Raw genomic sequence first — 15,612 nt, 5'->3', positions numbered from 1 at the left:
TAGCTTTTCAGGCAGGCAAAAGCAAAAGATCGCAGCATCGGCACCCCATGTAGGAGCTGCCGAAGGCTGCGATCTTTTGATCTTGTTTCAGTAATATCAGTGCGTGCGGGCTACCGCGAACTCGCTCAGTTCAACCAGTGCATCGCGATATTCGCTGGTCGGCAGCGCCTCGAGGCACTTGATCGCGCGGGCTACGTAATCGCGGGCCAGTTGCGCGGTGTACTCCAGCGAGCCGGACGCTTCGACGGCGATGCGGATGCTTTCCAGGTCTTCGATCCCGCCTTTCTGGATCGCCTGACGCACCAGCGCTGCCTGTTCGGCGGTGCCTTCGCGCATTGTGTAGATCAACGGCAGGGTCGGCTTGCCTTCGGCCAGATCGTCACCGACGTTCTTGCCCAGGGTTTCCGCGTCGCCTTTATAGTCGAGCAGGTCATCAACCAGCTGGAACGCCACACCCAGGTGATCGCCGAAGGTGCGCAGGGCTTCGCTCTGCTCGGCGGTCGCGCCGGCGAGCGCGGCGGCGCTGTGGGTCGAGGCTTCGAAGAGCATCGCGGTCTTGCCGCGGATGACTTCCATGTAGGTTTCTTCGCTGGTGCTGGCGTCACGCACCTTGGACAACTGCAACACTTCGCCTTCAGCGATGATGCGCGTGGCCTGGGAGAGGATCTTCATCACCGGCATCGAGCCCAGTTCGACCATCATTTCGAACGAGCGCGAATACAGGAAATCGCCGACCAGCACGCTCGGGGCATTGCCCCACATGGCGTTGGCGGTCGAGCGGCCACGACGCATGCCGGACATGTCGACGACGTCGTCATGCAGCAGGGTGGCGGTGTGCAGGAATTCGATGGTGGCGGCCAGCAGGCGCATGTCGTCGCCTTCGCGACCCAGGGCCTTGCCACACAGCAACACTAATAAAGGACGCAGGCGTTTGCCGCCGGCCGACGTGATGTAATCGCCGATTTTCGATACCAGCGGCACTCGAGACGTCAGCTGCTTCTTGATGATGCCGTCGACGGCGCTAAAATCGTCCGCCACCGCGCGGTAGAAAGCTTGGGGTTGCATCAGCGAGAGTCGCTCCAGAAGGGTTGCGCGGCATGCTAGGACCCCCGTCCAGACCTGTCAAGGCGCGATGGACGGCCACTTGCGCGAGGCAGATTGCTTGCGTACAATCGCGCACCCTGAACTTCCTGGGCAGCACCTGCCTTACGCAATTGCACTTGGGCCGTTCCAGCCCCATGCAGCCATGCCAGCCAATACCTCTTCTTATAAAGAGCTGGGTGAGCAGGATTATCGGAGAAATACCATGTACGCAGTAATCGTTACCGGCGGTAAGCAATACAAGGTCGCTGAAGGTGAATACCTGAAGATCGAAAAACTGGAAATCGCTACTGGCGAATCCGTGACTTTTGATCGCGTTCTGCTGGTCGCCAATGGCGACGACGTGAACATCGGCGCACCAGTTGTTGCTGGCGCAACCGTCAAGGCTGAAGTGATCTCCCAAGGTCGTCACGATAAAGTCCGCATCATCAAGTTCCGTCGTCGTAAGCACCACATGAAGCGTATGGGCCACCGCCAGTGGTTCACCGAGATCAAAATCACCGGTATTCAGGCTTAATTACAGCCTAATTCCTCACTAGGAGAATTGAACTCATGGCACACAAAAAAGCTGGTGGTAGTACCCGTAACGGTCGCGACTCAGAAGCCAAACGCCTTGGCGTGAAGATGTATGGCGGCCAGGTCATCAAGGCCGGCAACATCATCGTGCGTCAGCGCGGCACCCAATTCCACGCTGGCTACGGCGTTGGCATGGGCAAGGATCACACTCTCTTCGCTAAAATCGAAGGCGTGATCAAGTTCGAAGTAAAGGGCGCCTTCGGTCGTCGTTACGTGAGCGTAATCGCGGCTTAATCGCGAGATCGCTGGAGAAGCCCTGTCTTGCGACGGGGCTTTTTCGTTTGTGGGGTGAGTCTCTTGCAAAGCTGTTTGTATGGGCTGTCGGCGTGCGATGCAGGTCGTGTCTTGGGGTCGCTGCGCTCATTTTTGCAAGAGTCTTATGTCTTGATTGTTTTTCGGCTCGTCCGTACGGCGAGAGGCGTTGGTTATGAAGTTTGTTGATGAAGTATCGATTCGCGTAAAGGCCGGTGACGGTGGCAACGGTGCCATGAGTTTCCGCCGAGAAAAATTCATTGAAAACGGCGGCCCGAACGGCGGTGATGGCGGTGACGGCGGTTCCATCTACATGATGGCCGACGAAAACCTCAACACCCTGGTCGACTACCGTTACACCCGTCACTTCGATGCCGAGCGTGGCTCCAACGGCGGCAGCACCGACTGCACCGGCAAGAAGGGCGAAGACCTGATCCTGCGCGTGCCGGTCGGCACCACGGTGATCGATTCCGCCACTCAGGAAGTCATCGGCGACCTGACCAAGGCCGGTCAGAAGCTGATGGTCGTGCAGGGCGGCTGGCACGGTCTGGGCAACACCCGTTTCAAATCCAGTACCAACCGTGCACCGCGTCAGACCACGCCAGGCAAGCCGGGCGAGCAGCGCGACCTGAAACTGGAAATGAAAGTGCTGGCCGACGTCGGTCTGCTGGGTTTGCCGAACGCCGGTAAAAGTACCTTTATCCGTTCGGTCTCGGCGGCCAAGCCGAAAGTCGCCGACTACCCGTTCACCACGCTGGTGCCGAACCTGGGTGTGGTCAGCGTCGATCGCTGGAAGAGCTTCGTCATTGCCGACATTCCGGGTCTGATCGAAGGCGCTTCCGACGGTGCCGGCCTGGGCATTCGCTTCCTCAAGCACCTGGCGCGTACGCGTCTGCTGCTGCACCTCGTCGACATGGCGCCGCTGGATGATTCCAGTGCTCCGGATGCGGCTGAAGTGATCGTCAACGAGCTGATCAAATTCAGTCCGTCGCTGGCCGAGCGTGATCGCTGGCTGGTGTTGAACAAGTGCGACCAGATCCTTGAAGAAGAGCACGATGCTCGCGTCAAGGAAATCGTCGATCGTCTGGAGTGGACCGGTCCGGTGTACGTGATCTCGGCCATCGCCAAGATCGGTACCGAGCGTCTGTGCCACGACATCATGCGTTACATGGAAGACCGTGCCGATCGCCTCGCCGCAGATCCTGCGTACAAGGAAGAGCTGGCCGATCTCGATCAGCGCATCGAAGACGAAGCCCGTGCGCAGTTGCAGGCGCTGGACGACAAGCGTGCCCTGCGTCGCAGTGGCGTGAAGTCGGTCCATGACATCGGCGACGATGACTGGGACGAAGAAGATGTGGATGACGAAGACGGTCCGGAAATCATTTACGTGCGTGACTGATCCGTTGCGATAAACTTGAACGCCGCTCAATCGAGCGGCGTTTTAGTATCCGGAAATCGATCGTTGGTCAGCAATCGCCACGATTAACGTCACGGGCAGCGCCAGGTCGCGCTGCCCTCAAGCTAAGGTTGAAGATGATGCGGAGCAAGGTGACAGGTGCGCAGCGTTGGGTCGTGAAGATCGGCAGCGCTTTGCTGACAGCTGACGGCAAAGGGCTGGATCGCGCGGCAATGAGTGTCTGGGTCGAGCAGATGGTGGCGCTGCATGAAGCGGGCGTCGAGCTGGTGCTGGTGTCCTCCGGGGCGGTGGCGGCCGGCATGAGTCGCTTGGGCTGGACTGCGCGACCCAGTGCCATGCACGAGCTCCAGGCGGCCGCTGCAATCGGTCAGATGGGGCTGGTGCGGGCGTGGGAGTCGAGCTTCGCCGAGCATGGCCGGCACACTGCGCAGATTCTCCTGACCCACGACGACCTCTCCGACCGCAAGCGCTACCTCAACGCCCGCAGTACCTTGCGTGCGCTGGTCGAGCTGAAAGTCATTCCGGTGATCAACGAAAACGACACCGTGGTTACCGATGAAATCCGTTTCGGCGACAACGACACGCTGGCGGCGCTGGTGGCCAATCTGGTCGAGGCCGATCTGCTGGTGATCCTTACCGATCGCGACGGCATGTTCGACGCCGATCCGCGCAACAATCCTGATGCGCAGCTGATTTATGAAGCGCGCGCCGATGATCCGACGCTGGATGCGGTTGCGGGCGGTACCGGCGGTGCGCTGGGGCGTGGCGGCATGCAGACCAAACTGCGTGCAGCGCGCCTGGCAGCGCGTTCCGGTGCGCACACTATCATCGTCGGCGGGCGCCTTGAGCGCGTGCTTGATCGTCTCAAGGCGGGCGAGCGCATCGGCACGCTGCTATCGCCTGAGCGCGGCATGCTCGCCGCACGCAAGCAGTGGCTGGCCGGGCACCTGCAAACCCGTGGCACCCTGGTGCTGGATGAGGGGGCAGTGTCGGCGTTGTCCAAGGGCAACAAGAGTCTGTTGCCGGTGGGGGTGAAACTGGTTCAGGGCAGCTTCCGTCGCGGTGAGATGGTGGTCTGTGTGGCGCCGGATGGTAGGGAGATCGCTCGGGGTCTGGCCAACTACAGCGCGCTGGAAGCGCAAAAAATCATCGGTCAGTCGTCGGATGCGATTGTCGGTTTGCTCGGTTACATGGCAGAGCCGGAACTGGTTCACCGTGACAACCTGATTCTGGTCTAAGGAAAATTCGATGCGTGTAGCGAAAGGATTGTTGGGTCTGCTGATGGCGGTGCCATTGCTGGCCTCGGCCGAGGAGATCGGTCAGGTATCGACGGTGTTCAAGTTCGTCGGGCCGAATGACCGGATCGTGGTCGAGGCGTTCGACGATCCGAAGGTCGAAGGCGTGACCTGCTATCTGTCGCGCGCCAAGACCGGCGGAGTGAAAGGTGGTCTCGGTCTGGCCGAAGACCGCGCCGAAGCCTCGATCGCTTGTCGTCAGGTTGGGCCGATCAAGTTCAAGGGCGAGCTGAAGGATGGCGACGAGGTGTTCAAGGAGCGTACCTCGCTGGTGTTCAAGACCATGCAGGTGGTGCGTTTTCTCGACAAGAAGCGCAACACCCTGGTGTACCTGGTCTACAGCGATCGCCTGATCGAGGGTAGCCCGCAGAATGCCGTGACTGCCATCCCAATCCTGCCGTGGGTGCCCGTTCAGCAATAAGCCCCACCAATCCGAACTGTGGGAGCGAGCCTGCTCGCGAAGAGGTCATGTCGGTCGATAGAAATATCAGCTGACAGATCACATTCGCGTGCAGGCTCGCTCCCACATTTTTTTGCCTGTAGCTTGTTAAATCCCAGGCAATAAAAAACCGACCCTGAGGTCGGTTTTTTAATGACTACGTCGATTAAGCAGCTTCTTTCAGCGCTTTGACGTGGCCATTCAGGCGGCTCTTATGACGAGCAGCCTTGTTCTTGTGGATGATGCCTTTATCGGCCATACGGTCGATAACTGGCACAGCCAGAACGTATGCAGCTTGAGCTTTTTCAGCGTCTTTTGCGTCGATGGCCTTAACTACATTCTTGATGTAGGTACGAACCATGGAACGCAGGCTGGCGTTGTGGCTGCGACGCTTCTCAGCCTGTTTTGCACGTTTTTTGGCGGAAGGTGAGTTGGCCACCGTCGAGCTCCTCGAAAGACTTTTTAGGAAATAGCAAACAAAATAGGCCGCGAATCATGCCGATGAAGACTTGTCTTGTCAAGGGCACTTGAATCGTTCCGCTAAGTGGTAGGTATAAAGAGGCGGGATATTTATTTCCGGCGCTTGACCTGTAAACTCGCGAGCTTTGGCTCTGTGCTGTTGCGGCGCGGAGTATCGCACAAGTGGGCGCATTGTTCGCCTGCTGTTTATCGACAGGCACAAACTCTCTCAATGAATCTGCTCAAATCGTTGGCCGCCGTCAGCTCTATCACGATGCTTTCCCGGATTCTGGGCTTTGTTCGTGACACGCTGATCGCGCGGACATTCGGCGCCGGGATGGCCACGGATGCCTTCTTTATTGCTTTCAAGCTGCCCAACCTGCTGCGGCGGATCTTTGCCGAAGGGGCTTTTTCCCAGGCGTTCGTGCCGATCCTGGCCGAATATAAAAGCCAGCAGGGCGAAGAGGCGACGCGCACCTTTATTGCCTATGTATCGGGCCTGCTGACGCTGGTGCTGGCGATGGTGACGGCGCTGGGCATGATCGCTGCGCCCTGGGTGATCTGGGCCACGGCCCCCGGTTTTACCGATACGCCGGAGAAATTCCAGCTCACATCCGACCTGTTGCGGGTGACCTTTCCTTATATATTGCTGATCTCGCTGTCGTCGTTGGCCGGCGCGATCCTGAATACCTGGAACCGCTTCTCGGTGCCGGCGTTCGTGCCGACTCTCCTCAACGTCAGCATGATCGTGTTTTCGCTGTTCCTCACGCCGTACTTCGATCCGCCGGTCATGGCCCTCGGCTGGGCGGTGCTGGTCGGCGGTCTGGCGCAGTTGCTGTATCAGCTGCCGCACCTGAAAAAGATCGGCATGCTCGTGCTGCCACGCCTGAACCTGCGCGACAGCGGCGTGTGGCGGGTAATGAAGCAGATGCTGCCAGCGATTCTCGGCGTGTCGGTCAGTCAGATTTCGCTGATCATCAACACCATCTTCGCCTCGTTTCTGGTCGCAGGTTCGGTGTCGTGGATGTATTACGCCGACCGCTTGATGGAATTGCCGTCGGGTGTGTTGGGTGTGGCACTCGGCACGATTCTGCTGCCGACACTGGCCAAGACCTATGCCAGCAAGGATCGCCACGAGTATTCGCGAATCCTCGATTGGGGGCTGCGCCTGTGCTTTGTGCTGGTGCTGCCGTGCGCATTGGCGCTGGGGATTCTTGCCGAGCCGCTCACTGTTTCGCTGTTCCAGTACGGTCAGTTCAGTGGCTTTGATGCCGAGATGACCCAGCGTGCGCTGATTGCCTATTCTGTCGGCCTGCTCGGGATTATCGTGATCAAGGTGCTGGCGCCGGGCTTTTATGCGCAACAGAACATCCGCACGCCGGTGAAAATCGCAATCTTCACCCTGGTGTGCACGCAGTTGTTCAACCTGGCGTTGATCGGGCCGCTGGCGCATGCCGGTCTGGCGCTGGCGATCAGTGCCGGTGCCTGCCTGAACGCCGGGCTGCTGTTCTATCAACTGCGCAAGCAGAAGATGTATCAACCGCAGCCGGGCTGGGGCAAATTCGGTTTCAAACTGGTTATTGCGGTGACGGTGATGTCGGCGGTGTTGCTGGCCGGCATTCATTTCATGCCCGCCTGGGATGAGGGCCATATGCTTGAGCGCTTCTTGCGCCTGGGCGCGCTGGTGGTTGCTGGCGTGGTGGCGTATTTCGGTATGTTGTTGCTGTTGGGTTTCCGTCTGCGCGACTTCAATCGCAAGGCCTTGAGCTGAGGTTTCAGCCTTCATGAGCAGGCATGGGCCGGCGGTTTTGTCGGCTCGTTCACTTTGCGTTACGGTGTTGCCTGTCGTCGGCCGTCGGGTGTGGTTATAATCGACCACTTTATGAGCAAGAAGCGCGTTATGCAGCTGGTTCGAGGCCTCCACAACTTGCGCCCCCAGCATCGGGGCTGCGTCGCCACTATTGGCAACTTTGACGGTGTTCACCGTGGTCACCAGGCTATCCTGGCCCGACTGCGTGAGCGTGCGCTCGAGTTGGGCGTACCCAGCTGCGTGGTGATTTTCGAGCCGCAGCCACGGGAGTTCTTTGCCCCCGACACCGCACCGGCACGTCTGGCGCGGTTGCGCGACAAGCTGCAGCTGCTGGCCGCTGAAGGCGTCGACCGGGTGTTGTGCCTGGCATTCAACCAGCGCCTGAGCAAGCTCAGCGCCAGTGAATTCGTTGACACCATCCTGGTTGATGGCCTCGGTGTGCAGCATCTGGAGGTCGGCGACGATTTCCGTTTCGGTTGCGATCGCCTCGGCGATTTTGATTTTCTGCTGCAGGCCGGGCAGATGCACGGTTTCACCGTTGAGGCCGCGCAAACCGTCGAGCTGGACGGCATTCGCGTCAGCAGCACGCAAGTGCGCAACGCGTTGGCCGCCGCCGATTTTGCCCTGGCCGAACGCTTGCTCGGCCGTCCGTACCGGATCGCCGGTCGTGTGCTGCATGGCCAGAAGCTGGCCCGGCAACTGGGCACGCCCACGGCCAATGTTCAACTCAAGCGTCGTCGCGTGCCGTTCACCGGGGTCTATCTGGTGAATGTCGATATCGACGGCAAGACCTGGCCCGGTGTCGCCAACATTGGCGTGCGCCCCACGGTGCAAGGAGATGGCAAAGCCCACCTCGAGGTCCATCTGTTAGATTTTGCCGGCGATCTGTATGACCGGCGTTTGACGGTGGTTTTCCACCAAAAGCTGCGTGAAGAGCAGCGCTTCGCCTCTCTGGAGGCATTGAAAACGGCGATCAATGCGGATGTCGCCACCGCCCGTGCACTAGCCGCACCTAGCGCCCATCGCTAATGAAGAGCCTTAAATGACCGACTATAAAGCCACGCTAAACCTTCCGGACACCGCCTTCCCAATGAAGGCCGGCCTGCCACAGCGCGAACCGCAGATCCTGCAGCGCTGGGACAGTATTGGCCTGTACGGAAAGTTGCGCGAGATTGGCAAGGATCGTCCGAAGTTCGTCCTGCACGACGGCCCTCCGTACGCCAACGGCACGATCCACATCGGTCACGCACTGAACAAGATTCTCAAGGACATGATCATCCGCTCGAAAACCCTGTCGGGTTTCGACGCGCCGTATGTCCCGGGCTGGGACTGCCATGGCCTGCCGATCGAGCACAAGGTGGAAGTGACCCACGGCAAGAACCTCGGCGCGGATAAGACCCGCGAGCTATGCCGTGCCTACGCCACCGAGCAGATCGAAGGGCAGAAGTCCGAGTTCATCCGTCTCGGCGTGCTCGGCGACTTCGCCAATCCGTACAAGACCATGGACTTCAAGAACGAGGCCGGTGAAATCCGCGCCCTCGCCGAAATCGTCAAGGGTGGTTTTGTCTTCAAGGGCCTCAAGCCGGTGAACTGGTGCTTCGATTGCGGTTCGGCTCTGGCTGAAGCGGAAGTCGAGTACGAGAACAAGAAGTCCTCGACCATCGACGTCGCGTTCCCGATCGCTGACGAGGCCAAACTGGCTGCCGCGTTCGGTCTGGCCTCGCTGAGCAAACCTGCTGCGATCGTGATCTGGACCACCACCCCGTGGACCATCCCGGCCAACCAGGCGCTGAACGTGCACCCGGAATTCAACTACGCCCTGGTCGATATCGGCGACAAGCTGCTGGTGCTGGCTGAAGAACTGGTCGAAGCCTGCCTGGCGCGCTATGGCGTGGAAGGTTCGGTCATCGCCACCACCACCGGTAAAGAACTTGAGCTGATCAACTTCCGTCACCCGTTCTACGATCGTCTGTCGCCGGTGTACCTGGCTGACTACGTCGAACTGGGGGCTGGCACCGGCGTGGTTCACTCCGCCCCGGCCTACGGCGTGGACGACTTCGTGACCTGCAAGAAATACGGCATGGTCAACGACGACATCCTCAACCCGGTGCAGAGCAACGGCGTGTACGTGCCTTCGCTGGAATTCTTCGGCGGCCAGTTCATCTGGAAGGCCAACCCGGTCATCGTGGAAAAACTGACCGAAGTCGGTGCGCTGATGCACACCACGGTCATCGAACACAGCTACATGCACTGCTGGCGCCACAAGACCCCGCTGATCTACCGCGCCACTGCGCAGTGGTTCATCGGCATGGACAAGGAGCCAACCAGCGGCGACACCCTGCGCGTACGCTCGCTCAAAGCCATCGAAGACACCAAGTTCGTTCCGGCCTGGGGCCAGGCGCGTTTGCACTCGATGATCGCCAACCGTCCGGACTGGTGCATCTCGCGTCAGCGCAACTGGGGCGTGCCGATCCCGTTCTTCCTCAACAAGGAAAGCGGCGAGCTGCACCCGCGTACCGTCGAGCTGATGGAAGAAGTCGCCAAACGCGTTGAAGTCGAAGGCATCGAAGCCTGGTTCAAACTCGACGCAGTCGAACTGCTGGGCGATGAAGCGCCGCAGTACGACAAGATCAGCGACACCCTCGACGTCTGGTTCGACTCGGGCACCACGCACTGGCACGTCCTGCGTGGTTCGCACCCGATGGGCCACGAGAGCGGCCCGCGCGCCGACCTGTACCTGGAAGGTTCCGACCAGCACCGTGGCTGGTTCCACTCCTCCTTGCTCACCGGTTGCGCCATCGACAACCACGCGCCGTACCGCGAACTGCTGACGCACGGCTTCACCGTCGACGAGTCCGGCCGCAAGATGTCCAAATCGCTGAAAAACGTGATTGAGCCGAAGAAGATCAACGATACGCTGGGCGCCGACATCATGCGTCTTTGGGTCGCGTCGACCGACTACTCTGGCGAAATCGCTGTGTCGGATCAGATCCTGACCCGCAGCGCCGATGCCTACCGTCGTATCCGTAACACCGCGCGCTTCCTGCTTTCCAACCTGACCGGTTTCAACCCGGCCACCGACCTGCTGCCGGCTGAAGACATGCTGGCGCTGGATCGCTGGGCGGTGGATCGCACGCTGTTGCTGCAACGCGAGTTGCAAGAGCACTACGGCGAATACCGTTTCTGGAACGTGTACTCGAAGATCCACAACTTCTGCGTGCAGGAGCTGGGAGGTTTCTACCTCGACATCATCAAGGACCGCCAGTACACCACCGGCGCCGACAGCAAGGCCCGTCGCTCGTGCCAGACTGCGCTGTTTCACATCTCCGAGGCGCTGGTGCGCTGGATTGCGCCGATCCTCGCTTTCACTGCCGATGAGCTGTGGCAATACCTGCCGGGCGAGCGTAATGAGTCGGTCATGCTCAACACCTGGTACGAAGGCCTGACGGAGCTGCCGGAAGGCTTCGAGCTGGGTCGCGCCTACTGGGATCGCATCATGGAAGTGAAAGTCGCGGTCAACAAAGAGATGGAAATCCAGCGTGCGGCGAAAGCCGTCGGTGGCAACCTTCAGGCCGAAGTAACGCTGTTTGCCGAAGAGGCGCTGAGCGCCGATCTGGCCAAGCTGAGCAACGAGCTGCGCTTTGTCCTGATCACCTCGACTGCCAGCGTTGCGCCGTTCGTGCAGGCTCCCGCCGATGCAGTGGCCACCGAAGTCAGCGGGCTGAAACTGAAGATCGTCAAATCGGCGTTCCCGAAGTGCGCACGTTGCTGGCATTGCCGCGAAGACGTCGGCGTGAACCCGGAGCATCCGGAAATCTGCGGGCGTTGCGTCGACAACATCAGCGGCGCGGGCGAGGTTCGTCACTATGCCTGATGCCATTGGCCGTTTCGGACGGCTGAGCTGGCTGTGGTTGAGCTTGCTGGTCCTGGTCATTGACCAGGCCAGCAAGTTCTACTTCGAAGCCAGGCTCGAAATGTTCCAGCAGATCGTGATCATTCCCGATCTGTTCAGCTGGACGCTGGCCTACAACACTGGCGCTGCCTTCAGCTTCCTCGCCGACAGCTCCGGCTGGCAGCGCTGGCTGTTTGCCCTGATCGCGATTGTGGTCAGTGCGGTGCTGGTGGTCTGGCTCAAACGCCTGGGCCGCAACGACACCTGGCTGGCCGTCGCCCTGGCACTGGTGCTGGGTGGCGCGCTGGGCAACCTGTATGACCGCGTTGCCCTGGGCCATGTAATCGACTTCATCCTGGTGCACTGGCAGAACCGCTGGTATTTCCCGGCGTTCAACATTGCCGACAGCGCGATCACCGTTGGCGCGATCATGCTGGCACTGGACATGTTCAAATCGAAGAAAACCGAAGAGGCCGCTCATGACTGAACCGCTATCGACGGAGCAACGCATCGGCCAGAACACCGAAGTCACGCTGCACTTTGCCTTGCGCCTGGAAAACGGTGACACCGTCGACAGTACCTTCGACAAGGCCCCGGCGACCTTCAAGGTCGGCGACGGCAACCTGCTGCCGGGTTTCGAAGCCGCACTGTTCGGTTTCAAGGCCGGCGACAAGCGCACCCTGACCGTCGAGCCGGAAAACGCTTTCGGTCAGCCGAACCCGCAGAACGTGCAGACCATCCCGCGTTCGCAGTTCACCGACATGGAGTTGTCGCCGGGGCTGCTGGTGATCTTCAACGATGCGGCCAATACTGAATTGCCAGGCGTGGTGAAGGAATTCGACGACACGCAAGTGACCGTCGACTTCAACCACCCGCTGGCGGGCAAGACGCTGACCTTTGACGTGGAAATCATTTCCGTCAAAGCGATCTAAAAATGCAGGAGTGAGCCTCTGTGGCGAGGGGATTTATCCCCGCTGGGGAGCGAAGCGCTCCCAGACCAGTCAACGGATTCTGAGATAAGTCCGTTGATAGTCTACGACTGCTACGCAGCCGAGCGGGGATGAATCCCCTCGCCACAACAAGCAGGTCTCCACAGTCTGTTTTCCATTGTTTTCGCGCGCAAGACACGAGGCACAGCATGCAAATCAAACTCGCCAACCCCCGTGGCTTCTGCGCCGGTGTGGACCGGGCGATCGAAATCGTCAACCGCGCCCTGGAAGTCTTCGGGCCACCGATCTACGTGCGCCATGAAGTGGTGCACAACAAATTCGTCGTCGAAGACCTGCGCAGCCGTGGCGCGATATTCGTCGAAGAGCTTGATCAGGTGCCCGATGACGTCATCGTCATCTTCAGTGCCCACGGGGTTTCCCAAGCCGTACGCAACGAAGCCGCCGGTCGTGGCCTGAAAGTCTTCGATGCAACCTGCCCGCTGGTGACCAAGGTGCACATCGAAGTCGCCAAATACAGCCGCGACGGTCGCGAGTGCATCCTGATCGGCCACGCCGGTCACCCGGAAGTTGAAGGCACCATGGGCCAGTACGATGCCAGCAACGGCGGCGCGATCTACCTCGTCGAAGACGAAAAGGATGTGGCCGCATTGCAGGTCCGCGATCCGGAAAGACTCGCTTTCGTTACTCAGACAACCTTGTCGATGGACGACACCAGCCGCGTTATCGATGCCCTGCGCACGCGCTTCCCGGCCATCGGTGGCCCGCGCAAGGACGACATCTGCTACGCCACACAAAACCGTCAGGACGCCGTCAAGCAACTGGCCGACGAGTGCGACGTGGTGCTGGTGGTCGGCAGCCCGAACAGTTCCAACTCCAATCGTCTGCGTGAACTGGCTGAACGTATGGCGACTCCGGCGTACCTGATCGACGGTGCCGAGGACCTGCAACAGAGCTGGTTCGACGGCGTCGAGCGCATTGGCATTACCGCTGGCGCCTCGGCACCGGAAGTGCTGGTCCGTGGTGTCATTCAGCAATTGCAGGCCTGGGGCGCGACCGGTGCCGACGAGCTGGCTGGCCGTGAGGAGAACATCACGTTCTCCATGCCGAAAGAGCTGCGCGTCCGTTCGATCTGACGTTTCTGCTTTTGTCGCACAGCGCCTGCTTGGTTTCCTGACTGCTCAGGCGCACGCGACCGGTCGCCGCCAGCACGATCTGGCGCTGGCTGACCGGTTCGCGTGGCGAACAGATATGTAATGTCCCCGCCTGAAACCGCCGTCCCGGCATCAGCGGTTGCCCCAAATGACTGAACCGCACGTAGCGGCTCACCCACCAATTGCCGACGATCGGCACCTTTGCCTCACTGGCGCGTTCAAGCAACAGCGGATTGCTGCTGTCCTCCGGCCCCTTGCCGCTCCGATCCAGAATGATCCGCCAACCCTGACTCCAGTCCCCATCGATGCCATGGATCACCACGCTCTGATTGTGCGTGATGGCCAGTGTGCGAGCGTGGCGGATGCCTTCGAGCAGCGACTGCGCCGCGTGGTCGCGTTGCGTCGCCTGTTTGAGTGCGGCGAACGCCGGACTGACCAGCAGCAGAACAATTGCACCAATCGCCAGTCCCATAAGCAGTTCAATCAGGCTGAAACCGTGTTGCGGCATGAAAAATCCCTCCTTGGAATGGTATGAGCGGCGCGATCCGTGCGCCGCGCAGGGCAAATCAGTCGGCACGTGCCGAGCGAATGTTCTAGCGTGTAGAAGCAGGTATAGCCGACAGCAACGGAGGGCATCGATGGATCTTCGTACAAAAGGTTTCACGCTGGTCGAGTTGCTGGTCGCGATCGCGGTGTTCCTGATACTGATCACGCTGGCGGTGCCGGCCTTTACCCGTACGATCCAGAGCAGCAAGGCGGATACCGAAGTCGGCGACTTGCAGCGGGCGATCAATTTCGCTCGCCTCGAGGCAATCAATCGCGGCGTGACCACGCGTCTGCGTCCGACCGCTGGCGGCAGTGTCTGGACCGGTGAGCTGGCGGTCTACGACAGTACTGGCAATCCGGCCAATGTGTTGCGGGTTGTTCCAGCGATGAGCAGTGGCGCAACTCTGACGCTACCCTCAGGAGTGACCGCACTGGATTTCAACAATCTTGGTGGTCTGGCGGCACCGTCGACGGCGGTGGCCATCGGTTACACGCTGGGCACGCAAAGCAGGACGCTGAACGTGTGTTTGAACGGACGCATTCAACTGGGTGGAAATTGCGGATGAGGGCAGGGAGCAAAAACGCACAGGAGGGCATGACGCTGATCGAAGTGCTGGTCGCGTTGCTGATTCTGACCGTCGGGCTGTTGGGCGCAGCGGCGGTGCAGCTCAATGCGCTGAAGTACACCGACAGTTCGCGGATGACCAGTCAGGCCAGTTTCATTGCCTATGACATGATGGATCGCATTCGCGCCAATTCTGGCGCCGACTACACCGTCACGCCGCCGACCTCGGGCAATCTCAATGTTGCTCGGGATCAGGATCTCTACGACTTCACCACCAATATCGCCAACTTTGGCGGCCCGACCGCGACGGGCAGCATCACCCTCAACCAGCGGGTCTACACCATCACGATCACCTGGAGCGATGCCCGCGCGGCCAACGCTGCCAGCGCTCAGCGCAGTTTCGTCCTGACCAGCCGTGCGGCGGTCGATCCGGTAGCGACGCCATGAGGCGCTCCAGCCGAGGTTTCGGCCTGATCGAGTTGCTGATTGCTCTGGCTTTGGGGTTGATCGTCGTACTCGGTGTGGTGCAGATTTTCATCGCCGCGAAAAACACCTACGTCAGTCAGAACAGCGCCGCAGCGATGCAGGAAGACGCGCGCTTCGTCCTCAGCAAAATGATTCAGGAAATCCGTATGGCCGGCATGTTCGGCTGCCTCGGCACCATCGTCGACTCCAGCTCAGCGGGGGATTTCAACGCCGCGCAGATCGCCCCGATCAGTTGGGATAACGCCAGCCTGAAACTGACCCTGGTCACTGCCGATGTCGGCAGCGGGGGAGGGACGCCAACCTGGACGGTGGTTTCCGATTGCCGTAACAGCGCGATCGCTTACAGTGGATTGCGCAGCCCGACCACGGGCCAGATCGCTTTCCCGATCCGGCGCCTGATCTACAGCTTCAGCAATAACCAGATCCTCATGGGCACAGGTAGCGGCAATCCGGCGCAGCAAGTGCTGGTGAACAACGTCAGCGCCTTCAACGTCACCTTTGGTATGGCCAGCTCGGCCACCGATGTGGCGGCCTCCACTTACAGCAGCAACCCCGGCGATCCAGCACGCATCCGCAGCGTGCGCCTGAGCCTGACCCTCACCGACCCGAACAATCGGGTACGCAATCAAACCTTCAACGTGGTTGCGGCATTGCGCAACCGCTTGCCATGAGG

At 60.0% G+C, this 15,612-nt stretch carries 17 protein-coding genes; 14 read left to right on the top strand and 3 right to left on the bottom strand.

The annotated features are described in order from the left end of the window. Nucleotides 1-96: 96 nt before the first annotated feature. Nucleotides 97-1,065, bottom strand: a complete 969-nt coding sequence (locus ACZ0AZ_RS04820; RefSeq protein WP_463537015.1) for a polyprenyl synthetase family protein — start codon at nt 1,063-1,065, stop codon at nt 97-99. Nucleotides 1,066-1,306: 241 nt separating this feature from the next. On the opposite strand from ACZ0AZ_RS04820, the gene rplU reads away from it, so the two are divergent. The 5 genes from rplU to ACZ0AZ_RS04795 all read left to right on the top strand — a co-directional run bounded on the left by rplU (nt 1,307) and on the right by ACZ0AZ_RS04795 (nt 5,062). Continuing rightward, nucleotides 1,307-1,618: a 50S ribosomal protein L21 gene (gene rplU, locus ACZ0AZ_RS04815; protein ID WP_007924746.1), complete on the top strand. Its 312-nt coding sequence runs from the start codon at nt 1,307-1,309 to the stop codon at nt 1,616-1,618. Nucleotides 1,619-1,653: 35 nt separating this feature from the next. Further along, nucleotides 1,654-1,911 (top strand): 50S ribosomal protein L27, encoded by a 258-nt coding sequence (gene rpmA, locus ACZ0AZ_RS04810; protein ID WP_016773121.1) that lies wholly within the window; start codon nt 1,654-1,656, stop codon nt 1,909-1,911. A gap of 193 nt (nt 1,912-2,104) precedes the next feature. Next, a complete protein-coding gene (cgtA, locus tag ACZ0AZ_RS04805; RefSeq protein WP_016773122.1) occupies nt 2,105-3,328 on the top strand; it encodes an Obg family GTPase CgtA in 1,224 nt (407 codons plus the stop codon). A 137-nt stretch (nt 3,329-3,465) separates the two neighbouring features. Next, nucleotides 3,466-4,584, top strand: a complete 1,119-nt coding sequence (gene proB, locus ACZ0AZ_RS04800; RefSeq protein WP_463537014.1) for a glutamate 5-kinase — start codon at nt 3,466-3,468, stop codon at nt 4,582-4,584. 10 nt (nt 4,585-4,594) lie between these two features. After that, entirely contained in the window at nt 4,595-5,062 is a 468-nt protein-coding gene (locus tag ACZ0AZ_RS04795) for a CreA family protein (RefSeq protein ID WP_329516557.1), read from the top strand. A 184-nt stretch (nt 5,063-5,246) separates the two neighbouring features. On the opposite strand, the gene rpsT is transcribed toward ACZ0AZ_RS04795, so the two are convergent. Next, complete coding sequence (rpsT, locus tag ACZ0AZ_RS04790) at nt 5,247-5,519, bottom strand: 30S ribosomal protein S20 (protein WP_003228351.1); 273 nt, start codon at nt 5,517-5,519, stop codon at nt 5,247-5,249. A gap of 252 nt (nt 5,520-5,771) precedes the next feature. Here rpsT and murJ point away from each other — a divergent pair, with 252 nt between their 5' ends. From murJ to ispH, 6 genes are all read left to right on the top strand, one after another. Further along, entirely contained in the window at nt 5,772-7,310 is a 1,539-nt protein-coding gene (gene murJ / locus ACZ0AZ_RS04785; protein ID WP_463537013.1) for a murein biosynthesis integral membrane protein MurJ, read from the top strand. A gap of 129 nt (nt 7,311-7,439) precedes the next feature. After that, nucleotides 7,440-8,378, top strand: a complete 939-nt coding sequence (gene ribF / locus ACZ0AZ_RS04780) for a bifunctional riboflavin kinase/FAD synthetase (RefSeq protein WP_039761693.1) — start codon at nt 7,440-7,442, stop codon at nt 8,376-8,378. 13 nt (nt 8,379-8,391) lie between these two features. Beyond that, nucleotides 8,392-11,223, top strand: a complete 2,832-nt coding sequence (gene ileS, locus ACZ0AZ_RS04775; protein WP_039761691.1) for an isoleucine--tRNA ligase — start codon at nt 8,392-8,394, stop codon at nt 11,221-11,223. Next, nucleotides 11,216-11,728 (top strand): signal peptidase II, encoded by a 513-nt coding sequence (gene lspA, locus ACZ0AZ_RS04770; RefSeq protein ID WP_039761690.1) that lies wholly within the window; start codon nt 11,216-11,218, stop codon nt 11,726-11,728. The genes ileS and lspA overlap by 8 nt, the downstream gene beginning before the upstream one ends. Next, nucleotides 11,721-12,173 (top strand): FKBP-type peptidyl-prolyl cis-trans isomerase, encoded by a 453-nt coding sequence (gene fkpB, locus ACZ0AZ_RS04765; RefSeq protein WP_016773128.1) that lies wholly within the window; start codon nt 11,721-11,723, stop codon nt 12,171-12,173. Before lspA ends, fkpB begins: the two co-directional genes overlap by 8 nt. 206 nt (nt 12,174-12,379) lie before the next feature. Further along, the gene (gene ispH / locus ACZ0AZ_RS04760) at nt 12,380-13,324 is read left to right on the top strand and encodes a 4-hydroxy-3-methylbut-2-enyl diphosphate reductase (RefSeq protein ID WP_016773129.1); all 945 of its coding nucleotides are present in this window, start codon (nt 12,380-12,382) and stop codon (nt 13,322-13,324) included. On the opposite strand, the gene ACZ0AZ_RS04755 is transcribed toward ispH, so the two are convergent. Further along, nucleotides 13,281-13,850 (bottom strand): GspH/FimT family pseudopilin, encoded by a 570-nt coding sequence (locus ACZ0AZ_RS04755; protein ID WP_129999800.1) that lies wholly within the window; start codon nt 13,848-13,850, stop codon nt 13,281-13,283. The genes ispH and ACZ0AZ_RS04755 overlap by 44 nt on opposite strands. Before the next feature lie 130 nt (nt 13,851-13,980). On the opposite strand from ACZ0AZ_RS04755, the gene ACZ0AZ_RS04750 reads away from it, so the two are divergent. From ACZ0AZ_RS04750 to ACZ0AZ_RS04740, 3 genes are read left to right on the top strand one after another with little or no spacing between them, the layout of a single operon-like run. After that, entirely contained in the window at nt 13,981-14,454 is a 474-nt protein-coding gene (locus tag ACZ0AZ_RS04750) for a GspH/FimT family pseudopilin (protein WP_039761684.1), read from the top strand. Next, nucleotides 14,451-14,900, top strand: coding sequence for a type IV pilus modification protein PilV (pilV, locus tag ACZ0AZ_RS04745; protein ID WP_039761682.1), 450 nt, complete (start codon nt 14,451-14,453; stop codon nt 14,898-14,900). Before ACZ0AZ_RS04750 ends, pilV begins: the two co-directional genes overlap by 4 nt. Further along, entirely contained in the window at nt 14,897-15,610 is a 714-nt protein-coding gene (locus ACZ0AZ_RS04740) for a PilW family protein (protein WP_129999802.1), read from the top strand. The genes pilV and ACZ0AZ_RS04740 overlap by 4 nt, the downstream gene beginning before the upstream one ends. Nucleotides 15,611-15,612 lie beyond the last annotated feature (2 nt).

It is taken from the genome of Pseudomonas sp. AC239, assembly GCF_979258545.1.
This window is presented reverse-complemented; position numbering and strand designations above follow the sequence as displayed.